The sequence below is a fragment of the Kitasatospora sp. NPDC057940 genome, from assembly GCF_042887425.1.
Lineage (GTDB): Bacteria > Actinomycetota > Actinomycetes > Streptomycetales > Streptomycetaceae > Kitasatospora.
Genome location: NZ_JBHVPH010000001.1, coordinates 692,340 through 709,733, shown reverse-complemented (window position 1 = coordinate 709,733; position 17,394 = coordinate 692,340). Strand labels below are relative to the sequence as shown.

Annotated in this window: 17 protein-coding genes; 4 read left to right on the top strand and 13 right to left on the bottom strand. The window is 73.2% G+C overall.

Going from position 1 to position 17,394, the window contains the following annotated elements; genetic code table 11:
• Positions 1–26: 26 nt before the first annotated feature.
• The 7 genes from ACFVTF_RS03065 to ACFVTF_RS03035 all read right to left on the bottom strand — a co-directional run bounded on the left by ACFVTF_RS03065 (position 27) and on the right by ACFVTF_RS03035 (position 7,093).
• Positions 27–1,625, bottom strand: coding sequence for a DoxX family membrane protein (locus ACFVTF_RS03065; RefSeq protein WP_371518231.1), 1,599 nt, complete (start codon positions 1,623–1,625; stop codon positions 27–29).
• Between the two features lie 252 nt (positions 1,626–1,877).
• On the bottom strand, positions 1,878–2,870 hold the full coding sequence (rlmB, locus tag ACFVTF_RS03060; protein ID WP_350878370.1) for a 23S rRNA (guanosine(2251)-2'-O)-methyltransferase RlmB: 993 nt from the start codon (positions 2,868–2,870) through the stop codon (positions 1,878–1,880).
• A gap of 135 nt (positions 2,871–3,005) precedes the next feature.
• Positions 3,006–4,415 (bottom strand): cysteine--tRNA ligase, encoded by a 1,410-nt coding sequence (gene cysS, locus ACFVTF_RS03055; protein WP_387808191.1) that lies wholly within the window; start codon positions 4,413–4,415, stop codon positions 3,006–3,008.
• Positions 4,416–4,509: 94 nt separating this feature from the next.
• Positions 4,510–4,902 carry a PPOX class F420-dependent oxidoreductase gene (locus ACFVTF_RS03050; RefSeq protein ID WP_350878368.1) on the bottom strand — a complete coding sequence of 131 codons (393 nt, stop codon included), beginning with the start codon at positions 4,900–4,902 and terminating at the stop codon, positions 4,510–4,512.
• Between the two features lie 160 nt (positions 4,903–5,062).
• Positions 5,063–5,584 (bottom strand): 2-C-methyl-D-erythritol 2,4-cyclodiphosphate synthase, encoded by a 522-nt coding sequence (ispF, locus tag ACFVTF_RS03045; RefSeq protein ID WP_350878367.1) that lies wholly within the window; start codon positions 5,582–5,584, stop codon positions 5,063–5,065.
• On the bottom strand, positions 5,574–6,329 hold the full coding sequence (ispD, locus tag ACFVTF_RS03040; protein ID WP_387808330.1) for a 2-C-methyl-D-erythritol 4-phosphate cytidylyltransferase: 756 nt from the start codon (positions 6,327–6,329) through the stop codon (positions 5,574–5,576). The genes ispF and ispD overlap by 11 nt, the downstream gene beginning before the upstream one ends.
• Positions 6,330–6,610: 281 nt before the next feature.
• Entirely contained in the window at positions 6,611–7,093 is a 483-nt protein-coding gene (locus tag ACFVTF_RS03035) for a CarD family transcriptional regulator (protein ID WP_030244332.1), read from the bottom strand.
• Positions 7,094–7,521: 428 nt separating this feature from the next.
• Between ACFVTF_RS03035 and ACFVTF_RS03030 the strand changes: the two genes are divergently transcribed.
• Positions 7,522–8,187, top strand: a complete 666-nt coding sequence (locus tag ACFVTF_RS03030) for a DUF461 domain-containing protein (protein WP_387808186.1) — start codon at positions 7,522–7,524, stop codon at positions 8,185–8,187.
• Between the two features lie 109 nt (positions 8,188–8,296).
• Here ACFVTF_RS03030 and ACFVTF_RS03025 read toward each other — a convergent pair whose 3' ends face one another.
• Entirely contained in the window at positions 8,297–8,992 is a 696-nt protein-coding gene (locus tag ACFVTF_RS03025; protein WP_030061050.1) for a response regulator transcription factor, read from the bottom strand.
• A gap of 2 nt (positions 8,993–8,994) precedes the next feature.
• A complete protein-coding gene (locus ACFVTF_RS03020) occupies positions 8,995–10,416 on the bottom strand; it encodes a sensor histidine kinase (protein ID WP_371518222.1) in 1,422 nt (473 codons plus the stop codon).
• Positions 10,417–10,723: 307 nt separating this feature from the next.
• Here ACFVTF_RS03020 and phoU point away from each other — a divergent pair, with 307 nt between their 5' ends.
• On the top strand, positions 10,724–11,404 hold the full coding sequence (gene phoU, locus ACFVTF_RS03015; RefSeq protein ID WP_350878362.1) for a phosphate signaling complex protein PhoU: 681 nt from the start codon (positions 10,724–10,726) through the stop codon (positions 11,402–11,404).
• A 284-nt stretch (positions 11,405–11,688) separates the two neighbouring features.
• Positions 11,689–11,868 carry a hypothetical protein gene (locus tag ACFVTF_RS03010; RefSeq protein ID WP_063348791.1) on the top strand — a complete coding sequence of 60 codons (180 nt, stop codon included), beginning with the start codon at positions 11,689–11,691 and terminating at the stop codon, positions 11,866–11,868.
• Between the two features lie 111 nt (positions 11,869–11,979).
• On the opposite strand, the gene ACFVTF_RS03005 is transcribed toward ACFVTF_RS03010, so the two are convergent.
• Entirely contained in the window at positions 11,980–12,570 is a 591-nt protein-coding gene (locus tag ACFVTF_RS03005) for a lytic polysaccharide monooxygenase (RefSeq protein WP_371518219.1), read from the bottom strand.
• Positions 12,571–12,849: 279 nt separating this feature from the next.
• Positions 12,850–13,608, bottom strand: coding sequence for a phosphoglyceromutase (locus tag ACFVTF_RS03000; protein ID WP_063348789.1), 759 nt, complete (start codon positions 13,606–13,608; stop codon positions 12,850–12,852).
• 149 nt (positions 13,609–13,757) lie between these two features.
• Between ACFVTF_RS03000 and ACFVTF_RS02995 the strand changes: the two genes are divergently transcribed.
• Positions 13,758–15,161: an MFS transporter gene (locus ACFVTF_RS02995; RefSeq protein ID WP_387808182.1), complete on the top strand. Its 1,404-nt coding sequence runs from the start codon at positions 13,758–13,760 to the stop codon at positions 15,159–15,161.
• Positions 15,162–15,183: 22 nt separating this feature from the next.
• Here ACFVTF_RS02995 and ACFVTF_RS02990 read toward each other — a convergent pair whose 3' ends face one another.
• Positions 15,184–15,696 carry a YbjN domain-containing protein gene (locus tag ACFVTF_RS02990; protein ID WP_371518216.1) on the bottom strand — a complete coding sequence of 171 codons (513 nt, stop codon included), beginning with the start codon at positions 15,694–15,696 and terminating at the stop codon, positions 15,184–15,186.
• Between the two features lie 109 nt (positions 15,697–15,805).
• Positions 15,806–17,176 (bottom strand): D-inositol-3-phosphate glycosyltransferase, encoded by a 1,371-nt coding sequence (gene mshA, locus ACFVTF_RS02985; RefSeq protein ID WP_371522757.1) that lies wholly within the window; start codon positions 17,174–17,176, stop codon positions 15,806–15,808.
• Positions 17,177–17,394 lie beyond the last annotated feature (218 nt).

Genomic DNA, 17,394 nt, shown 5'->3' with positions numbered 1-17,394 from the left:
ACCCGGCCGATCGCGTCCACGGGCCGTCAGGTGGACGTGGGCGCCCCCGGGTGGGAGGAGCGGGAGCCGCCGGACAGGTCGGCGAGCGGGCCGCTGCCCAGCACCCCGCCGAGCAGCCCGGGGCTCGCCCCAGAGCTGGGGCTGGGCTTGGACGCCGCCCCCGAGCCGGCGGGGGCCGGGGTGCTGCGCTGGGCGGGCGAGGAACCGGCCGACGGCGCGGCGGCGGACGGCGCGGCGGGGGCCGGGGTCGTGCCGGCCCCGGTCTCCGCCTTGGCGGAGTGCCCCTTGCCGCTCGGCGTCGGGCTGCCCGGGCGGGTGGCCGGGGCGGAGGAGGGCGGGGTGGTCGGGCTCGGCGTGGGGGTGGCCGGGCGCGGGGCGGGCGAGGGCGAGGTGGACGAGCCCTGGCCGCCCGGGGTGCCGGTCGGGGCGCCGCTGGGCCAGACCGGCGTGCCGTAGTCGGTGGCCGGACGGGCCGGCGCCTGGTGCGTCCGGGCCCCGGTGCGCACCGCCGCGCCGAGCATCGAGCCGAGCAGCAGGGTCGCCCCGACCACGACCGTGGTGACCACCGTGCCGCGGCGCAGCACCCGGCGGCGCAGCGCGGCGGGGGCGTCGGCGCCGTAGCGCCGCCAGGCCTCCAGGTTGAGCCGCCCGTCCAGGGAGGCGAACGGAGCTCCGGCGATCAGCAGCGGGCTCCAGGCCGCCAGGAAGATCAGGTCGGGGGTGTCGTAGACCGGCACGGCCCGCCAGCTGACGGTGAACAGCAGCGCGGCGGAGAGGAGCATCGCCGCCCCGGCCGCGAGCCGCTGCCAGAGGCCGAGGAGGGTCAGCACGCCGACCACGACCTGGGTGAACGACACCACCAGGCCGGCGCCGACCGGGTGCGCCATGGCGAAGGCCAGCAGCGGTTCGGCGACCTTCCAGGGGTGCAGCGAGGCGAGCCAGCGCATCATCGAGCCGCGTTCGCCGCCGTCGAAGTAGACCGGGTCGCAGAGCTTGCTGAACCCGGCGTAGACGGACAGCGAGCCGAGGACGGCGCGCAGCGGCAGCAGGACCAGGCCGAGGTCGACCCGGCGGCCGGGGTACCAGGGCTGCTTGCCCTCGGCGGCCGTCGCGGAGACCTCGGGGAGTTCGCCGCTCGGGGTCCAGCCCTGCGGTGCGCCGACCGGGCCGATGCCCGCGTCGGTGGCGGTGCCGGCGCCCTCCCTGGGCTGGCGCGGGACGGTCCGGGCGCCCGAGTAGGACGGGATCACCTGGGTGTCCGACATGCCCGGGCCGCCGTCGTCGGGTCCGGAGCCGGTGAGCCGGACGGCGTCCAGCAGCTGGGTGGCCGCGAGGTCCCCGGGGGGCGCCTGCCCGGTCCAGGTGACGGCGGTGACCCGGCCCTTGCGGCGCGGCGCACCGCCTCCGACAGCCCCTGCGAGCGCCGGGACGGCGGAGGCGGGCACCACGACCTGCGGGGTGACCAGCGGACGGCGGATCAGGCCCTGGTTGGCGTACGGGTCGCCGAACGCGGCGCCGGTGGACAGCAGTCCGGCCGGGGCCTCGATCAGCGGCGCCACCGGGGCGCCGAGCCGGAGCCGGAAGCTCGCCTGGGTGATGCTGAGGCGCGCGGGGTCGGACGGCACCTTGACCGTGTCAAGGCCGGGGCCCGCGTCTATCCCGGTGCTGCCGCCGCCGAACAGGGGGCGCCGAGGTGTTCTGGTGTCCACGCCCGTCTAACCGGGTGACCACCGCTTAGGACACTCTCCCGAGTGGATGTCCGGCGCATACTTGAAATGATCATGAGAAAAGCGATCGGGCCTGGTCGGGCCCGATCGCTTTTCACTCGGATTGCGGAGAATTCAGAAGTTCCCCTGCGCCCCGCACACCGGCTGTGATCAGCGCTTGGCGCGCAGCCGCGCGGCCTCGTAGAGCACGATGCCCGCCGCGACACCGGCGTTCAGCGACTCGGTCAGCCCGGACATCGGGATCCGCACCCGCATGTCGCAGGTCTCCGAGACCAGCCGGGACAGGCCCTTGCCCTCGCTGCCCGCGACGATCACCACGGGGCCGGTCAGCAGCTCCAGGTCGCCCAGCTCGGCCTCGCCGTCGGCGGCCAGGCCGACCACCATGAGGCCGGCCTTCTGGTAGGCCTCCAGGGTGCGGGTGAGGTTGGTGGCCCGGGCGACGGGCAGACGGGCGGCGGCGCCGGAGGAGGTCTTCCAGGCACCGGCGGTCATGCCGGCCGCGCGGCGCTCGGGGATGACCACGCCGTGCGCGCCGAAGGCGGCGGCGGAGCGGACCACGGCGCCGAGGTTGCGCGAGTCGGTGACGCCGTCCAGCGCGATGATCAGCGCGTCCTGGCCCGAGTCGGAGGCCTCGACCAGCAGGTCGTCGGGGTGCGCGTACTCGTACGGCGGCACCTGGAGCACGAGGCCCTGGTGGTTGAGCCCGCCGGTCATCTGGTCCAGCTGCGGGCGCGGGGCCTCCATCAGCGGGATGCCGCGGTCGTTGGCGGCCTGGAAGGCCTCGCGGACGCGGTCGTCGGTGTCGACGAACTGCTGGACGTACAGCGCGGTGGCCGGGACGCCGCCCTGGAGGGCCTCGACGACCGAGTTGCGGCCGAAGACGAGCTCGGCGCTGCCCGCACCGCCCCGGCCGCCGCGACCGGCACCGCCGGCGCGGCGCATGCCGGCGCGGGCCTTGGCGTCCCGCTCGCGCTTGACCGCGGCGTTGGCGGCGCGCTGCTTCGGGTGGCCCTTGCGCTCCGCTCCGGGCGGGGTCGGGCCCTTGCCCTGGAGCGCCTTCCGGCTGTGGCCGCCGGTACCGACAGACGCGCCCTTCTTCGACCCGGGGTTGCGGCGGTTCCTGCGCTGGCTGTTGCCGGCCATGGCTGTACTTCCTGTCTGTCCGGCATGCCCGGCCGCCCCGTTCTGTCCGGCGGCGGCCGACTGCATGCGCTACGTCATGCGGGAGGGCCGCACCGGTCCGGTACGGCCCACCCTCACCCCGATCGTCAGATGGGGTTACTGGCTGTTGATCGTCCAGCGCGGGCCGGACGGGGTGTCCTCGATCACCAGCCCGGCCAGGCCGAGCTGGTCGCGGATGGCGTCCGCGGTGGCGAAGTCCTTGCGCTGACGCGCCGCCTGCCGCTGGTCCAGGACCAGGCGGACCAGCGAGTCGACCACACCGTGCATGCTCTTCATTGTCCCAGGCTCGCCGCGCTCCGACCCGGCCCACTGCGGGTCGAGCGGGTCGAGACCCAACACTCCGAGCATCGCACGGACCTCGGCCAGACGCGCCACCGCGTTCTCCTTGTCGTCCGCGTTCAGGGCGCTGTTGCCCTGGCGGACGGCGGTGTGCACGACGGCGAGCGCCTGCGGAACGCCCAGGTCGTCGTCCATCGCCTCGGCGAAGGCCGGCGGCACCTCGGGGGCGGCGTCGACCGCCCCGCAGCGCTCGACGGTGCGCTGGATGAAGCCCTCGATCCGGCCGAAGCCGGCCTCGGCCTCGCGCAGGGCGTCCTCGCTGTACTCGATCATCGAGCGGTAGTGCGGGGTGCCCAGGTAGTAGCGGAGCACGATCGGACGCCAGCGCTGGACCATCTCGGAGACCAGCACCGAGTTGCCCAGCGACTTGCTCATCTTCTCGCCGGCCATGGTGACCCAGGCGTTGTGCACCCAGAAGCTGGCGAAGGCGTCGCCGTAGGCCTTGGACTGGGCGATCTCGTTCTCGTGGTGCGGGAAGATCAGGTCCAGCCCGCCGCCGTGGATGTCGAAGGCCGGGCCGAGGTACTTGTGGACCATCGCCGAGCACTCCAGGTGCCAGCCCGGCCGGCCGCGGCCCCACGGGGTCTCCCAGCTCGGCTCGCCCGGCTTGGCGGCCTTCCACATCGCGAAGTCGCGCTGGTCCCGCTTGCCGGTCTCGCCCTCGCCCTCGGGCTGGCGCAGGTCGGCCAGCTTCTGGTTGGAGAGCGCGAGGTAGTCCGGGTACGACTTCACGTCGAAGTAGACGTTGCCGTCGGCCGCGTAGGCGTGGCCCTTCTCGATGAGCCCCCGCATCATCTCGACCATCTCGGGGATGTGCCCGGTGGCCCGCGGCTCGACGGTCGGCGGCAGGCAGCCGAGCGCGGTGTAACCGTCGTTGAACGCCCGCTCGTTCTCGTAGGCGATCTGCCACCACGGGATGCCGAACTCGCGCTCCTTGGCGATCACCTTGTCGTCGATGTCGGTGACGTTCCGGGCGAAGGTGACCTGGTAGCCGCGGTAGGCGAACCACCGCTGCATGATGTCGAAGTTGAGACCGGACCGGATGTGCCCGATATGAGGCGCCGACTGGACGGTAGCGCCGCACAGGTAGATCGAGACACAACCCGGTACAAGCGGGACGAAGTCGCGTACCTGGCGGGTGCTGGTGTCGTACAGGCGAATGCTCACAGCGTCAAGCGTAGTGGGCAGGAGGGGGTGCCCCGCGACATTCCCCGGGAATGATATGCAGCACTCCCGGGGAACCACGGGCCGCGCGGGCCGGTCAGATGTTGCCGACCACCTTGCGCGGGCTGAGCCGGACGACCACCCGGACGTCGTCCGGGCCGTCGAACCCGTACTCCTCGCCGCGGTACTTGCGGGACAGTTCGTCGATCAGCTCCCGGCCGCCCTCGGTGGTCATCGTCGCCGAGCCGCGCACCTCGACGTACTCGTACGGGTTCTCCGGCGGGTTGACCACGAGCGAGATGCGCGGGTCCCGCACCAGGTTGAGGTGCTTGCGGCGGCCCTGGACGGTGGAGAACAGGATGTCGTCGCCGTCCCGCGTGACCCAGACGACCGAGGACTGGGGGCTGCCGTCGGGCTGGATCGTGGACACCACGGCGAAACTCTTGCGGTCGAGCAATTCCTTGGCGGGGCCAGAGAGTTCGACGCCCATCGAGAACCTCTTCTCATCGTCGGCGGTACGGCCCGAGGGGAAGCCCCGCCCGGGCCCGAAACCGCACACTACCGACCGATCCCCCGCCACACCGGGTGAACACTCGTCAGGGCCCGGCTATTCCGGCCCTGCTGACCGCACCCTGCCGACCGCGCCCGGCTCAACGCCTTTCGTACACCAGGGCCGTGGCGATCGCGGCCAGCCCCTCGGCCCGACCGGTCAGGCCCAGGCCGTCCGTCGTGGTGCCGGACACCGACACCGGCGCACCGGCCGCGGCCGACAGCGCGGCCTGCGCCTCGGCCCGCCGCTTGCCGATCTTCGGCCGGACGCCGACCACCTGGACCGCGATGTTGCCGATCTCGAAGCCCTCGGCGCGCACCAGCCGGGCCGCCTCACCGAGCAGCTTCACCCCGGAGGCACCGGCCCACTCCGGCCGGTCGGTGCCGAAGTGCGCGCCCAGGTCGCCGATCCCGGCGGCCGAGAACAGCGCGTCGCAGGCCGCGTGCGCGGCGACGTCGGCGTCCGAGTGCCCGGAGAGCCCGACCCCGGCGTCCGGCCACTCCAGTCCGGCCACCCAGAGCGGGCGGCCGGCCTCGAAGGCGTGCACGTCGGTGCCGATGCCCACGCGCGGCAGCACGGGGGCCGGGGCCCGGTCGGCGGGCGTCAGCGGGTCAGTAGGCATCGGCGGCCCTCCGGCGGGCGAGTACGGCCTCGGCGAGCACGAGGTCCAGTGGACGGGTGACCTTGAACGCCTCCTCGTGGCCGGGCACCACGACGACCTGGCCGCCGTAGCGCTCCACCAGGCCCGCGTCGTCGGTGACCGGCGGCGCGCCGTCGACGCCCGCGGCCTCCTCGGCCAGCGCCTTGGCGTGCACCCCGACCAGGGTGGCCCGGTCGAAGCCCTGCGGGGTCTGGACCGCGCGCAGGGTGGCCCGGTCGGGCGTGTCGAGCACCGGCTCGGGGCGGCCCGGGCTCGGCTCGACCCGCTTCACCGTGTCGGCCAGCGGCACCGCGGGCACCACCGCCCCGGCCCCGGCCCGGACGGCGGCCGCCACCGCGTCCACCACCTCGACCGGGACGAGCGGGCGGGCCGCGTCGTGCACCAGGACGATCTCCACCTCGGCCGGGATCGCGGCCAGGCCGAGCCGGACCGACTCCTGGCGGGTGGCGCCACCGGCGACCACCCGGATGTCCTTGCCGTCCAGCCCGTGGCTGTCCAGCAGGGCGACCACCTCGGCCACCCCGTCGGCGGGCGCGGCGACCACGACCAGGCCGACCGCACGGCTGCGGGCCAGCGCCCGCACGGCGTGCACCAGGAGCGGCACGCCACCCAGTTCCCGCAGGGCCTTCGGGGCACCGGGCCCCAGCCGCTCACCGCGTCCGGCGGCGGGCACCACTGCTGCTGCGACTGCTGCTGAGGCGTTCAGGTTTCACTCCTTCGGAGAAGTGGGTATGGCCTTGGCGTGCCCGGCGGGCGCTACGGGCCCCTTCCGAAGAATTACGGTCCAACCGTCCGCCGCACAATCCCGCAGAATCGGTCTTGCAGGGCGGAGAACGGCCTTGCCGGGCCTGGACCGGCTCGGGGCGGGGGCGTCGTCCGGACACGCCTCAGCGCCCGAAGTGCCACTGCACCACCCCCGGACGCTTCGTCCTGGGAGCGGCGCGCCGACACCGGGCGCTGTGAGCGGTGGGCGGCAGCCCGACTGCGCTACGAGGCCAGCACCTCGTCGAGCAGCGTCTCCGCCTTGTCCTCGTTGGTGTTCTCCGCCAGCGCGAGCTCGCTGACGAGGATCTGGCGCGCCTTCGCGAGCATCCGCTTCTCGCCGGCCGAGAGGCCGCGCTCGCGCTCACGGCGCCAGAGGTCGCGCACAACCTCGGCGACCTTGATAACGTCGCCAGAGGCGAGCTTCTCCAGGTTCGCCTTGTAGCGACGGGACCAGTTGGTCGGCTCTTCGGTGTACGGTGCGCGCAGCACCTCGAAGACCCGGTCCAGACCCTCCTGGCCGACCACATCGCGCACGCCGACGAACTCCGCGTTCTCAGCGGGCACGCGGAGCGTCAGGTCTCCCTGCTGCACCTTGAGCACCAGGTAGGTCTTGTCCACACCTTTGATCTGGCGAATTTCGATGGCCTCGATCAGCGCGGCCCCGTGATGGGGGTAGACCACCGTGTCGCCAACCTTGAACGTCATGTGACAGGACCCCTTCCGTGGCTTTCCAGAATAACACGCTTTTCAGCGCACCCGAAGGGCGTTTTCGCAGGTCAGGGCCGGTCTCGGGGCTTGACAAGGACCCCCATGACGTGCTGCGACCGGTGTTCGAGGGAGGCTTCCCGCAGGTCGGAGGCGGTTCCAGCGTTCGGCGAAACCCTGGGCAACACCCTGGAAACCATGATTGGATCTTGGGTTTTCACCGTTTATCGGGCCGTATCCACATCGTTATTCGATCTTGGTCGAAGCTTGTCCCGAGAGTGACCCGGACACGCCACAAGTGCGGCCGGACGGCCGCCCCGCGAACCCCGGGAGTGCGACACGGGGACCACCCCGTGAGGAGCGCATAAGTGAGGTCGATAATCTGAGGCCTGACCTATCGACACGTTGACTTAGGAGAAGCCGCCGCCGTGAGCCGCAGCCTTCGACGCGGCAGCATCGCCGCCATCGCCGCCATCGCCATCGCCTCGCTGTCGTCCTGCGCCGCCGGCAACACGCCGGACACGCTGCAGGTCAAGCCCGACAACGCGGCGGCAACCCTCGGAACGAACCTTCGGCTGAACAACATCGTGGTCGTCACCGGGGACGAGTCCTCGGGCGAGCACAACGGTCCCGCCAACGTGACCGTCAACATCGCCAACACGGGCAGCACCCCGGCGGAGCTGCAGTCCGTCACCGTCGGCAACGGTGCCACCGCCGCGTTCTCCGACGCCGCGGGCGCCCCGCTGTCCACCATCGTCGTCCCGGCCGGCGGCGCCGTGGCGATCGGTGGCGAGGGCAACCCGTCCGCCAAGGTCGCCTCGGTCGGCGTCCAGGTCGGCGGCTTCGCCACCACCTCGTTCACCTTCAAGGACGGCCAGAAGGTCGACGCCCAGGCCGGCGTGAGCCCGAACACGGGCCTCTACAAGGGCTTCGGCCCGACGTCGTCCCCGGCGGCCGTGCCCACCAAGGGCGCCACCGCCGCGACCACCCCGGCCGCCGGCACCACCCCGGCCGCTCCGGCCACCACCGGTGCGGCCACGCCGTCCGGTACCGCCACCACCCCGGGTGCCACCCAGTCCGCCGGCGCCCACTGACGCACCACCCGGCGTCCGGCGGGCCCTCCCGGGCCTGCCGGACACCAACGCGAAGGCCCCCTCCGGCGACTGCCGGCGGGGGCCTTCCGCGTCTGTCCGCGCCCGCGGTTTACGGCTCGAACTTGTAGCCCAGGCCGCGGACCGTGACCAGGTAGCGCGGGGCGCCCGGGTCCGGCTCGATCTTGGCCCGCAGGCGCTTCACGTGGACGTCCAGGGTCTTGGTGTCGCCGACGTAGTCCGCGCCCCAGACCCGGTCGATCAGCTGCATGCGGGTGAGCACCCGGCCCGCGTTGCGCAGCAGCATCTCCAGCAGGTCGAACTCCTTCAGCGGGAGGTCGACCTTGGCGCCGTCCACCGTCACCACGTGCCGGTCGACGTCCATCCGGACCGGGCCCGCCTCCAGGGCGCCCGGGCCGCCGCCGTTCTCGCCGGCACCGCCGTCCTCACCGCGGCGGCGCAGCACCGCCCGGATCCGGGCGACCAGCTCACGGGTGGAGTAGGGCTTGGTGACGTAGTCGTCCGCACCTATTTCCAGACCGACCACCTTGTCGATCTCGCTGTCCTTGGCGGTGACCATGATCACCGGCACGTTGGAGCGCACCCGCAGCTGACGGCAGACCTCGGTGCCCGGCAGGCCCGGCAGCATCAGGTCGAGCAGGACGAGGTCGGCGCCGTTGCGCTCGAACTGCTCCAGGGCGTCGGGGCCGGTGGCGGCGACGGCCACCTCGAAGCCCTCCTTGCGGAGCATGTACGACAGGGCGTCGCTGAACGACTCCTCGTCCTCGACCACCAGTACTCGGGTCACGATCAGGCCTCCGGGGCAAGCTGGGGGGTTGCGTCTGACAGGGGGTGTTCCCGCTCCCCCGTGGGGAGCGGACGGTCCGTGCGGCCTGTGGTGGCCGTCCGGTCCGTGGTGAGGGTTCTGGTGGGCGCGGCGGCGGCGCCACGGCCGCCGGTGGCACCGCGGGCGTCGAGGTCGCCGCTGTCGTCGAGGTCGTCGCCGTCCTCGGCCTCGGGCGCCTGCCCGGCGGGCAGGCGGATGGTGAAGGTCGAACCCTGGCCCTCGACGCTCCACACCGAGACCGTGCCGCCGTGCGAGGCGGCGACGTGCTTGACGATGGACAGGCCGAGGCCGGTTCCGCCGGTCGCCCGGGAGCGGGCCGGATCGACCCGGTAGAAGCGTTCGAAGACGCGCTCGCGGTCCTTCTCCGAGATGCCGATGCCCTGGTCGGTGACCGAGATCTCGATCAGCTCGCCGTCCGCCTCGCCGAGCGCCGCGGCGCTGGAGATCCGGCGGGTGGCGATCGCCACCCGGGTACGGGGAGGACTGTAGTTGACGGCGTTCTCGACCAGGTTGCCGAGCGCCGCGGCGAGCTGGCCGCGGTTGCCGTGCAGGTAGAGCCCGGCGATGCCGCCGGCCGTGATCAGGATCTGCTTGGCGGCGGCCTGCTGGCGGCAGCGGTCGATCGCCTCGGCGATCAGCTCGTCCACCGCGACGGGCTCCGGGTCCACCATCAGCCGGTCGTCCTGCACCCGGGAGAGGTCGATGATCTCCTGGACCAGGCTGGCCAGCCTGGTCGCCTCGATCTGCATCCGGCCGGCGAAGCGCTGCACCGCCTCCGGGTCGTCGGACGCGTCGGCGACCGCCTCGGAGAGCAGCGACAGGGCGCCCACCGGGGTCTTCAGCTCGTGGCTGACGTTGGCCACGAAGTCCCGGCGGACCGCCTCCACCCGACGGCGCTCGGTCTGGTCCTCGACCAGCACCAGCACCAGCCGGGAGCCCAGCGGGGCGACCCGGACGGAGACCGCGAGCGGCTCGCCCGCACGGGCCACGCCGGGGCGGGGCACCTCCAGCTCGACCTGGCGGATCTCGCCGTCCCGGCGGGTGGCGCGCGCCAGCGAGAGCATCTGGTCCACGGCGACCGCGCCACCGCGCACCAGTCCCATCGCGTACGCCGCGGAGCTGGCCTTGACCACCTCGTCGCCCTCGCCCAGCACGATCGCGCAGGAGCGGAGGACGGAGAGGACGGTGTCCACCCCCGGCGGCAGCGGGGGCTCCGGGGTGCCGGTGCCCAGGCCCTGGTGCCGACCGTGGTGTCTGCTGCTGGTGCCGCCGTACCTGCCCCTGGCCTGCTCGCGCTCGCTCCAACGGAAGGCGATGGAGGCCGTGAGGCCGACGCCGAGCCCGGCTATGGCGCAGGCAGCGGCGGCGGCCACGTTCACGTCCATGTGGCCAGCGTAAGCGCACGGCCAGGCCACTCCCCAAGGGCCCGATCAAGGCATCGGCCACGCGTTGCCGAGAATTCACCTTCACGTGGCCGCTGATTCACCACACCGGCCGTGCATCGTCGCCCGGACGGCCCAGAGTTGGCCATGCAGCCCGTGTGGGAGTGGGCGGCGGGCCGAACCACCGGCCGCCGTCTCAGGTGTGCGCGTACGATTCGCGCCACCAGCAGCGGTCACCCGGACGACAAGACGATCGTCGGACGGGCCGGCCGGTCGGCACCGCCACCGACACAGCTACTGAGGAGAGAGCATGCGCGACGCGTACCACGAGGAACTCGATGCGATCGGCGACAGCCTGGTCGAGATGGCCCGCCTGGTCGGCTCGGCCCTGGGCCGGGCCACCACCGCACTCCTGGACGCGGACCTGGCACTGGCGGAGAGCGTGATCGCCGCCGACGAGAAGATCAACGACCTCCACCACGAGCTGGAGAACCGCGCGATCGACCTGCTCGCCCGCCAGCAGCCGGTCGCCACCGACCTGCGCATCGTCGTCACCTCGCTGCGGATGAGCTCCGACCTGGAGCGCTGCGGCGACCTCGCCCGGCACGTCGCCAAGGTCGCGCGGATGCGCTACCCCGACTCCGCCGTGCCCGGCGACCTGCACTCCACCGTCCTGGAGATGGGCCAGCTCGCCCAGCGCCTGGTGGCCAAGACCGGCCTGGTGATCGCCACCAAGGACGTCGACAAGGCCCTGGAGCTGGAGCAGGACGACGACGCGATCGACTCCCTGCACCGCGAGCTGCTGTCGCACCTGATCGACGACCGCTGGCACCACGGCATCGAGACCGCCGTCGACATCACCCTGGTCGGCCGCTACTACGAGCGCTTCGCGGACCACGCGGTGTCGGTCGCCAAGCGCGTGGTGTACCTGGTGACGGGCGAGCACGTGGCCGAGTTCGTGGCCGCCTCGGAGGCCGCGGCGGCGGAGTGACCTCGTGCGGGTGCGGTGCGGCCGCCTCGGGGCTCGGCAGCTCGGGGCTCGGCATACCGGGGCTCGGGCTCGGCGCCTCGGGGCTCGGGCTCGGGGCTCGGGCTCGGGGCTTCAAGGGGCGGCCGCTCCCCCTGCGGGGTGAGTAAACCTGCGACAGGGGTGGTGGGGGCGCACGACGCTGGTACATCCCACCACTGCGCGCCTGTTGACGCTCCCTCCGATCGGCGGCTTCACTCGACGTTGGGGGCACAGGACTGTGCCCGTCACTAGGAGGGAACAGCTCGATGAAGGCCAACCCCACCCGACCGGCACGCGCCCACGAAACCGTCGAGCCGCCCACCCCGAAGCTCCTGCCCGTCCTCGCGGCCGGCTGCGGCTGTGGCCCCGGCTGCGGCTGCGGCTGCCAGTCCGGCGCGCCCTGCCAGTGCGGCGGCGCGGACGGCGGCTGCTGCGGCGGCCACTGAGCGGTCCGCCGCCGAGGAGTCCCCGAGGTGCACGGCCGTCGGCCGTGCACCTCGTTGCGCGTCCTGGTGCCGCGCGTCCGCGGCACGGCGTCCGCCGTGCCGCCCCGGGCGTCAGAACTGGACGTCGGTGCAGGAGTAGAAGGCGTTCCCGGTGTCGGCGATCGTCCAGACCGAGACCACGACCTGGTGGCCGGTGCGCCCGCTCGGGACGGTCCCGGTGTGGCTGAGCGTGCTGGGCACCTGCTTCCCGCCGTACGGGGCGATCAGGAAGGGCGTCAGGTCCAGACTGTCCCGGGTGACCGGCTGGCTCGCGTCGTAGCCCGGCTTGGTCAGGTAGTACCGGAAGTCGGTGGTCGCGTGCCGGGCGGTGAACGTCCAGGTGAAGGTGAGCTGCTGCCCCGCCGTCACCGCGGTGGTCGGCCAGGCGCCGCCGTGCGGGTCGTCCAGCTCGGCGAAGCGGGAGTTCCCGCCGGCGCAGATGGTGCCGTCGGCGGGCCCGGAGTCCGGGAAGCCCTTGGGACCCTCGACGCTCTGCGGCTCCCACTGGATGTCGCCGCAGTCCCACGACACCCCGCCCGCTCCGCAGAGCGCGGCCCTGCTGGGCGGCGTCGAGATGTACCCGTGGGACTGCGCCGGGACGGCGAGGCTGAGCGGCACCGCGAGGGCGGCGACCACCGCCCCGACGATGTGACGTGTGCGCATGATGCTCCTCCGTGGGGGTGGATGGAGAGTGCGCCGGGACGCAGACGCGCGCGTGGGGGCGCGGCGGCCGGGACGGGGAGATCCTTGGCATGCCTGCGGCAGTCCGGCGCCCTCACCGTAGGAGCGGACTCCGCCACCCGTCAATGGTCTGAACCACTATTGGGACGAGCCCGGATCCGGCCGCCGGCACCAAGCACAACTCGACTTCCGCACAGGCCGGTTGAACGACGAAGGCCCCGCCCCCGGCGAACCGGAGGCGGGGCCGTTTCGCCAGGCGGGTTACTTCTTGCCCTGGTTCTTGACCGCCTCGATGGCCGCGGCGGCGGCGTCGGCGTCGAGGTAGCGGCCGCCCTTGGTGACGGGCTTGAAGTCGGCGTCGAGCTCGTACACGAGCGGGATGCCGGTCGGGATGTTCAGGCCCGCGATGGCCTCGTCGGAGATGCCGTCGAGGTGCTTGACCAGCGCGCGCAGGCTGTTGCCGTGGGCGGTGACCAGGACGGTCTTGCCGGCGGCGAGGTCCGGGACGATAGCGTCGTACCAGTACGGGAGCATCCGGTCGACGACGTCCTTCAGGCACTCGGTGCGCGGACGCAGCTCGCTCGGGATGTCCGCGTAGCGGGCGTCACCGGCCTGCGAGTACTCGGCGTCGTCGGCCAGCACCGGCGGCGGGGTGTCGTACGAGCGGCGCCACAGCTGGAACTGCTCCTCGCCGAACTCGGCCAGGGTCTGGGCCTTGTCCTTGCCCTGGAGCGCACCGTAGTGTCGCTCGTTCAGGCGCCAGCTGCGGCTGACCGGGATCCAGTGGCGGTCGGCCTTGTCCAGGGCGATCTGCGAGGTGCGGATCGCACGGCGGAGCAGCGAGGTGTGCAGCACGTCCGGGAACAGGCCCTCGGCGGCCAGGAGCTCGCCACCGCGCGCGGCCTCCTTCTCGCCCTTCTCGTTGAGGTCGACGTCGACCCAACCGGTGAACAGGTTCTTCTGGTTCCACTGGCTCTCGCCGTGGCGGAGCAGGATGAGTCGGTACGTCGTGTCAGCCATGGCCCCCAGCTTAGTGGAGGCAGGAAAAGCGCTGGTCCGGACCTACGGCAGATGTGTAATGTGTGCACCGCCTATCTGACACTTACATACGTCGGCTGACCGGACCTGCCCGTGCCGCTCGGCGGACGCCTGCCCCGGGAGCCCCCCACATGCCCGTCGCCCTGTTCACCAACCCCCGGATCCGAAGGCTGATACAGGAGACGGTGGGCGGGCTACCACGGGAGTTCTGGTGGCTCTGGGTCAGCACACTGGTGAACAAGCTGGGCGCTTTCGTGCTCACCTTCCTCGCGCTCTACCTGACCACCAACCGGGGGTACTCGGCCTCCTACGCGGGCCTGGTGGCCTCCCTCTACGGCCTCGGCTCGGCGGTCGCCGCGATCGGCGCCGGCGTGCTGACCGACCGGATCGGCCGGCGCCCGACCCTGGTCGCCGCCCAGCTCGGCACCGCGCTGTTCACCGCCGTGCTCGGCTTCACGGACGGCCAGGTGGCGATCGCCACGGTGGCCTTCCTGGTCGGCCTCTGCAACAACGCCACCCGGCCCGCGACCTCGGCGATCATCGCCGACCTCGTCCCGGCCGAGGACCGGGTCCGCGCGTACTCGCTGAACTACTGGGCGATCAACATCGGCTTCGGCCTCTCCGCCGCCGTGGCCGGCCTGATCGCCACCCACGGCTACCTCACGCTCTTCCTGCTCGACGCGCTCTCCACGCTGGTGTGCGCGGTGGTGATCTTCATCCGGATCCCCGAGACCAAGCCGCAGGACTCGCCCCGGCACGGGAAGGGGACGGACGAGCCGACGGTCGGCCTCGGCGCGGTGTTCCGGGACGGGCGGTTCATGGCCGTCGTCGGGCTCAACCTGCTGCTCGCCCTGATCCTCCAGCAGGGCAGCACCACCCTGGCCGTCGACATGGGCGCCGCGGGCATCAGCTCCACCGAGTACGGGCTGGTCATCGGCCTGAACGGGCTGCTGATCGTGGTGCTCCAGATCCCGCTCACCCGGTGGATGGAGAGCCGCTCCCGGACCGCCATGCTGATAGCCAGCTGCCTGATCACGGGCTGGGGCTTCGGGCTGGCGGCGCTGGCCGGGTCGTCCGCGTGGCTGTTCGCCCTCTCGGTGGCGGTCTGGACGGTCGGCGAGGTCCTGAACGCGCCGACCATCATGGGCCTGGTCGCCGAACTGGCGCCGACCCACGCGCGCGGCCGCTACCAGGGCGTCTACTCGCTCTCCTGGTCGCTCGCCTCGTTCCTCGGCCCGGCGATCGGCGGTCTGCTGCTGCAGCACGCCGGCTCCGCGGTGCTCTGGGTCGTGTGCGGGGTCTGCGGCACGGTCGCGGCGGCCGGGCACGTGGTGCTCGGGCGGCGCACGGACGCGACGGCGGGCCGTGCCGGGGCGGTGCCGGAGGCCGCGGTGGCCGAGGTGACGGAGGTGCCGGTGACCGAGGCGGCAGCGACCGAGGTGACCGTGGCGGTGACCGAGGTGACGGAGCCCGAGGTGGCGGAGCCCGAGGTGCCGGAGCCCGCCGCGGAGAAGAAGGCTCCGGCGGGCATCTGAGGGCGCCGGCCCCGCTGCCGGGTCAGTCGGCCGCCGGGGCGGCCAGGTGGGCGAAGGCGGCCAGGTTGCGGGTGGACTCCCCGCGCTTGGTCCGCCACTCCCACTCGCGCCGGATCGCCGAGGCGAAGCCCAGCTCCAGCAGGGTGTTGAACGGCTCGTCGGCGTTCTCCAGCACCGTCCCGAGCAGCCGGTCCACGGCGTCCGGGGTGAGCGCCTCCAGGGGCAGGCGGCCGGCCAGGTAGACGTCGCCGAGCGGGTCGATCGCGTACGCGACGCCGTACAGCCGGGTGTTGCGCTCCAGCAGCCAGCGGTAGACGGCCTCGTGGTTCTCGTCCGGTCGGCGGATCACGAAGGCGTTCACCGACAGGGTGTGGTCGCCGACCCGCAGCGCGCAGGCGGTGCTCAGCTTGCGGGTGCCCGGGAGCGTCACCACCAGCGTGAACGGGTCGGTGGCGGCGGGCTCCCAGGCCGCTCCGGCGTCGTCCAGGGCGGTGCGCAGGAGGGTCAGGGCCTCGTCCTTGGTGCGGATTGCCATGGGGGTGACGTTACTCGGCGGTACCGGGGGCGCGCACCAGCGGTGCGTGCCCCCGGCGGCCGCAGTCGGGCCGCAGCCGGCTCGTGGTCCGGCCGCAGTCAGGCCGAGGTCAGGCCAGCCGCCGCCGGGCGGCGGCCAAGCGGCCGGCCGGGCGGGCCAGGCTGCCGGCGTACACCTCGGCGGTGCCGGCCGCGGCGGTGTCCCAGCCGAAGCCGGCCGCGTGCCGGGCCGCCGCCGCGCCGCGCCGGGCGACCAGGCCCCGGTCGGTGACGTACGGCTCCAGCGCGTGCGCCCAGGCCGCCGGGTCGTGGCCGTGCACCAGCGTGCCCGTCTCGCCGTCCCGCACCGCGACCGGCAGGCCGCCGACCGAGGCCGCCACCACCGGGGTGCCGCAGGCCTGCGCCTCCAGCGCGACCAGCCCGAAGGACTCGCTGTACGAGGGCATCACCAGCGCCGTCGCCGCGTGGTACCACTGCGCGAGCTCGGCCTGGCCGACCGGCGGGTGGAACCGCACCACGTCGCTGATGCCCAGCTGGGCGGCGAGCTTGTGCAGGCTCTCCGGCCGGGCCAGTCCGGTGCCGGACGGACCGCCGACCACCGGCACCAGCAGGTGCTCGCGCAGCCCCGGGCGGCGCGCCAGCAGCTCGGCGACCGCCCGCAGCAGCACGTCCGGGGCCTTCAGCGGCTGGATCCGGCCCGCGAAGAGCAGCACCGCGGCGTCCTGCGGCAGGCCCAGCCGGGCCCGGGCGGCGGCCCGCGCCGACGCCCCGCCGGGGCGGAAGACGTCCAGGTTGACGCCGGGGTGGACGACGGCCAGCTGGTCCGGCCGGGCGGCGTAGTGCAGCGCCAGCTCGGCGGCCTCCTCGGTGGTGTTGGCGATCAGCCGGTCGGCCGCCTCGACCACCTGGGTCTCGCCGATCACCCGGGCCGCGGGCTCGGGCGTGTCGCCCTCGGCCAGCGCGGCGTTCTTGACCTTCGCCATGGTGTGCATGGTGTGCACCAGCGGCACCCCCCAACGCTGCGCGGCCAGCCAGCCGACCTGCCCGGAGAGCCAGTAGTGCGAGTGCACCAGGTCGTAGTGGCCGGGGCGGTGGCCCGCCTCCGTCCGCAGCACCCCGTGGGTGAAGGCGCACAGCTGGGCGGGCAGGTCCTCCTTCAGCAGGCCCTCGTACGGGCCGGCGGTGACGTGCCGGACCAGCACGCCGGGGGCCAGCTCGACGGTGGGGGCGTCGTCCGAGCAGATCGCCCGGGTGAACACCTCGACCTCGATGTTGAGCGCGGCCAGGCGCTTGGCCAGCTCGACGATGTAGACGTTCATCCCGCCGGCGTCCCCCGTGCCGGGCTGGTGCAGCGGCGAGGTGTGGACACTCAGCATCGCTATCCGGCGCGGGCGGCGGCGGCCCGGGACGAGCGACTGGAGCCGGCCCCGCGCGGGCGCGGCGGGCTGGGCACGGCGTACCGAACGGACGGGGTGCTGGATCACCTGGCTGAAGCCTCCTCTGTGCGGCCCGTCTCGGCGGCCCGCGCACGGGCCGCCCGCTGTCCGGTGTGCGCTGCCCCGTCCCGGGCACACATCACCACCAGACAGCCAACCACCCGGCCCGCGTCCGGCATTCCCGGTCCGGCCGACGAGATGCCGGACGGGGCGACGTCCCAGGTCACAGCGGTGCCGACGCGGACCCGACTACCCTTCCAGGC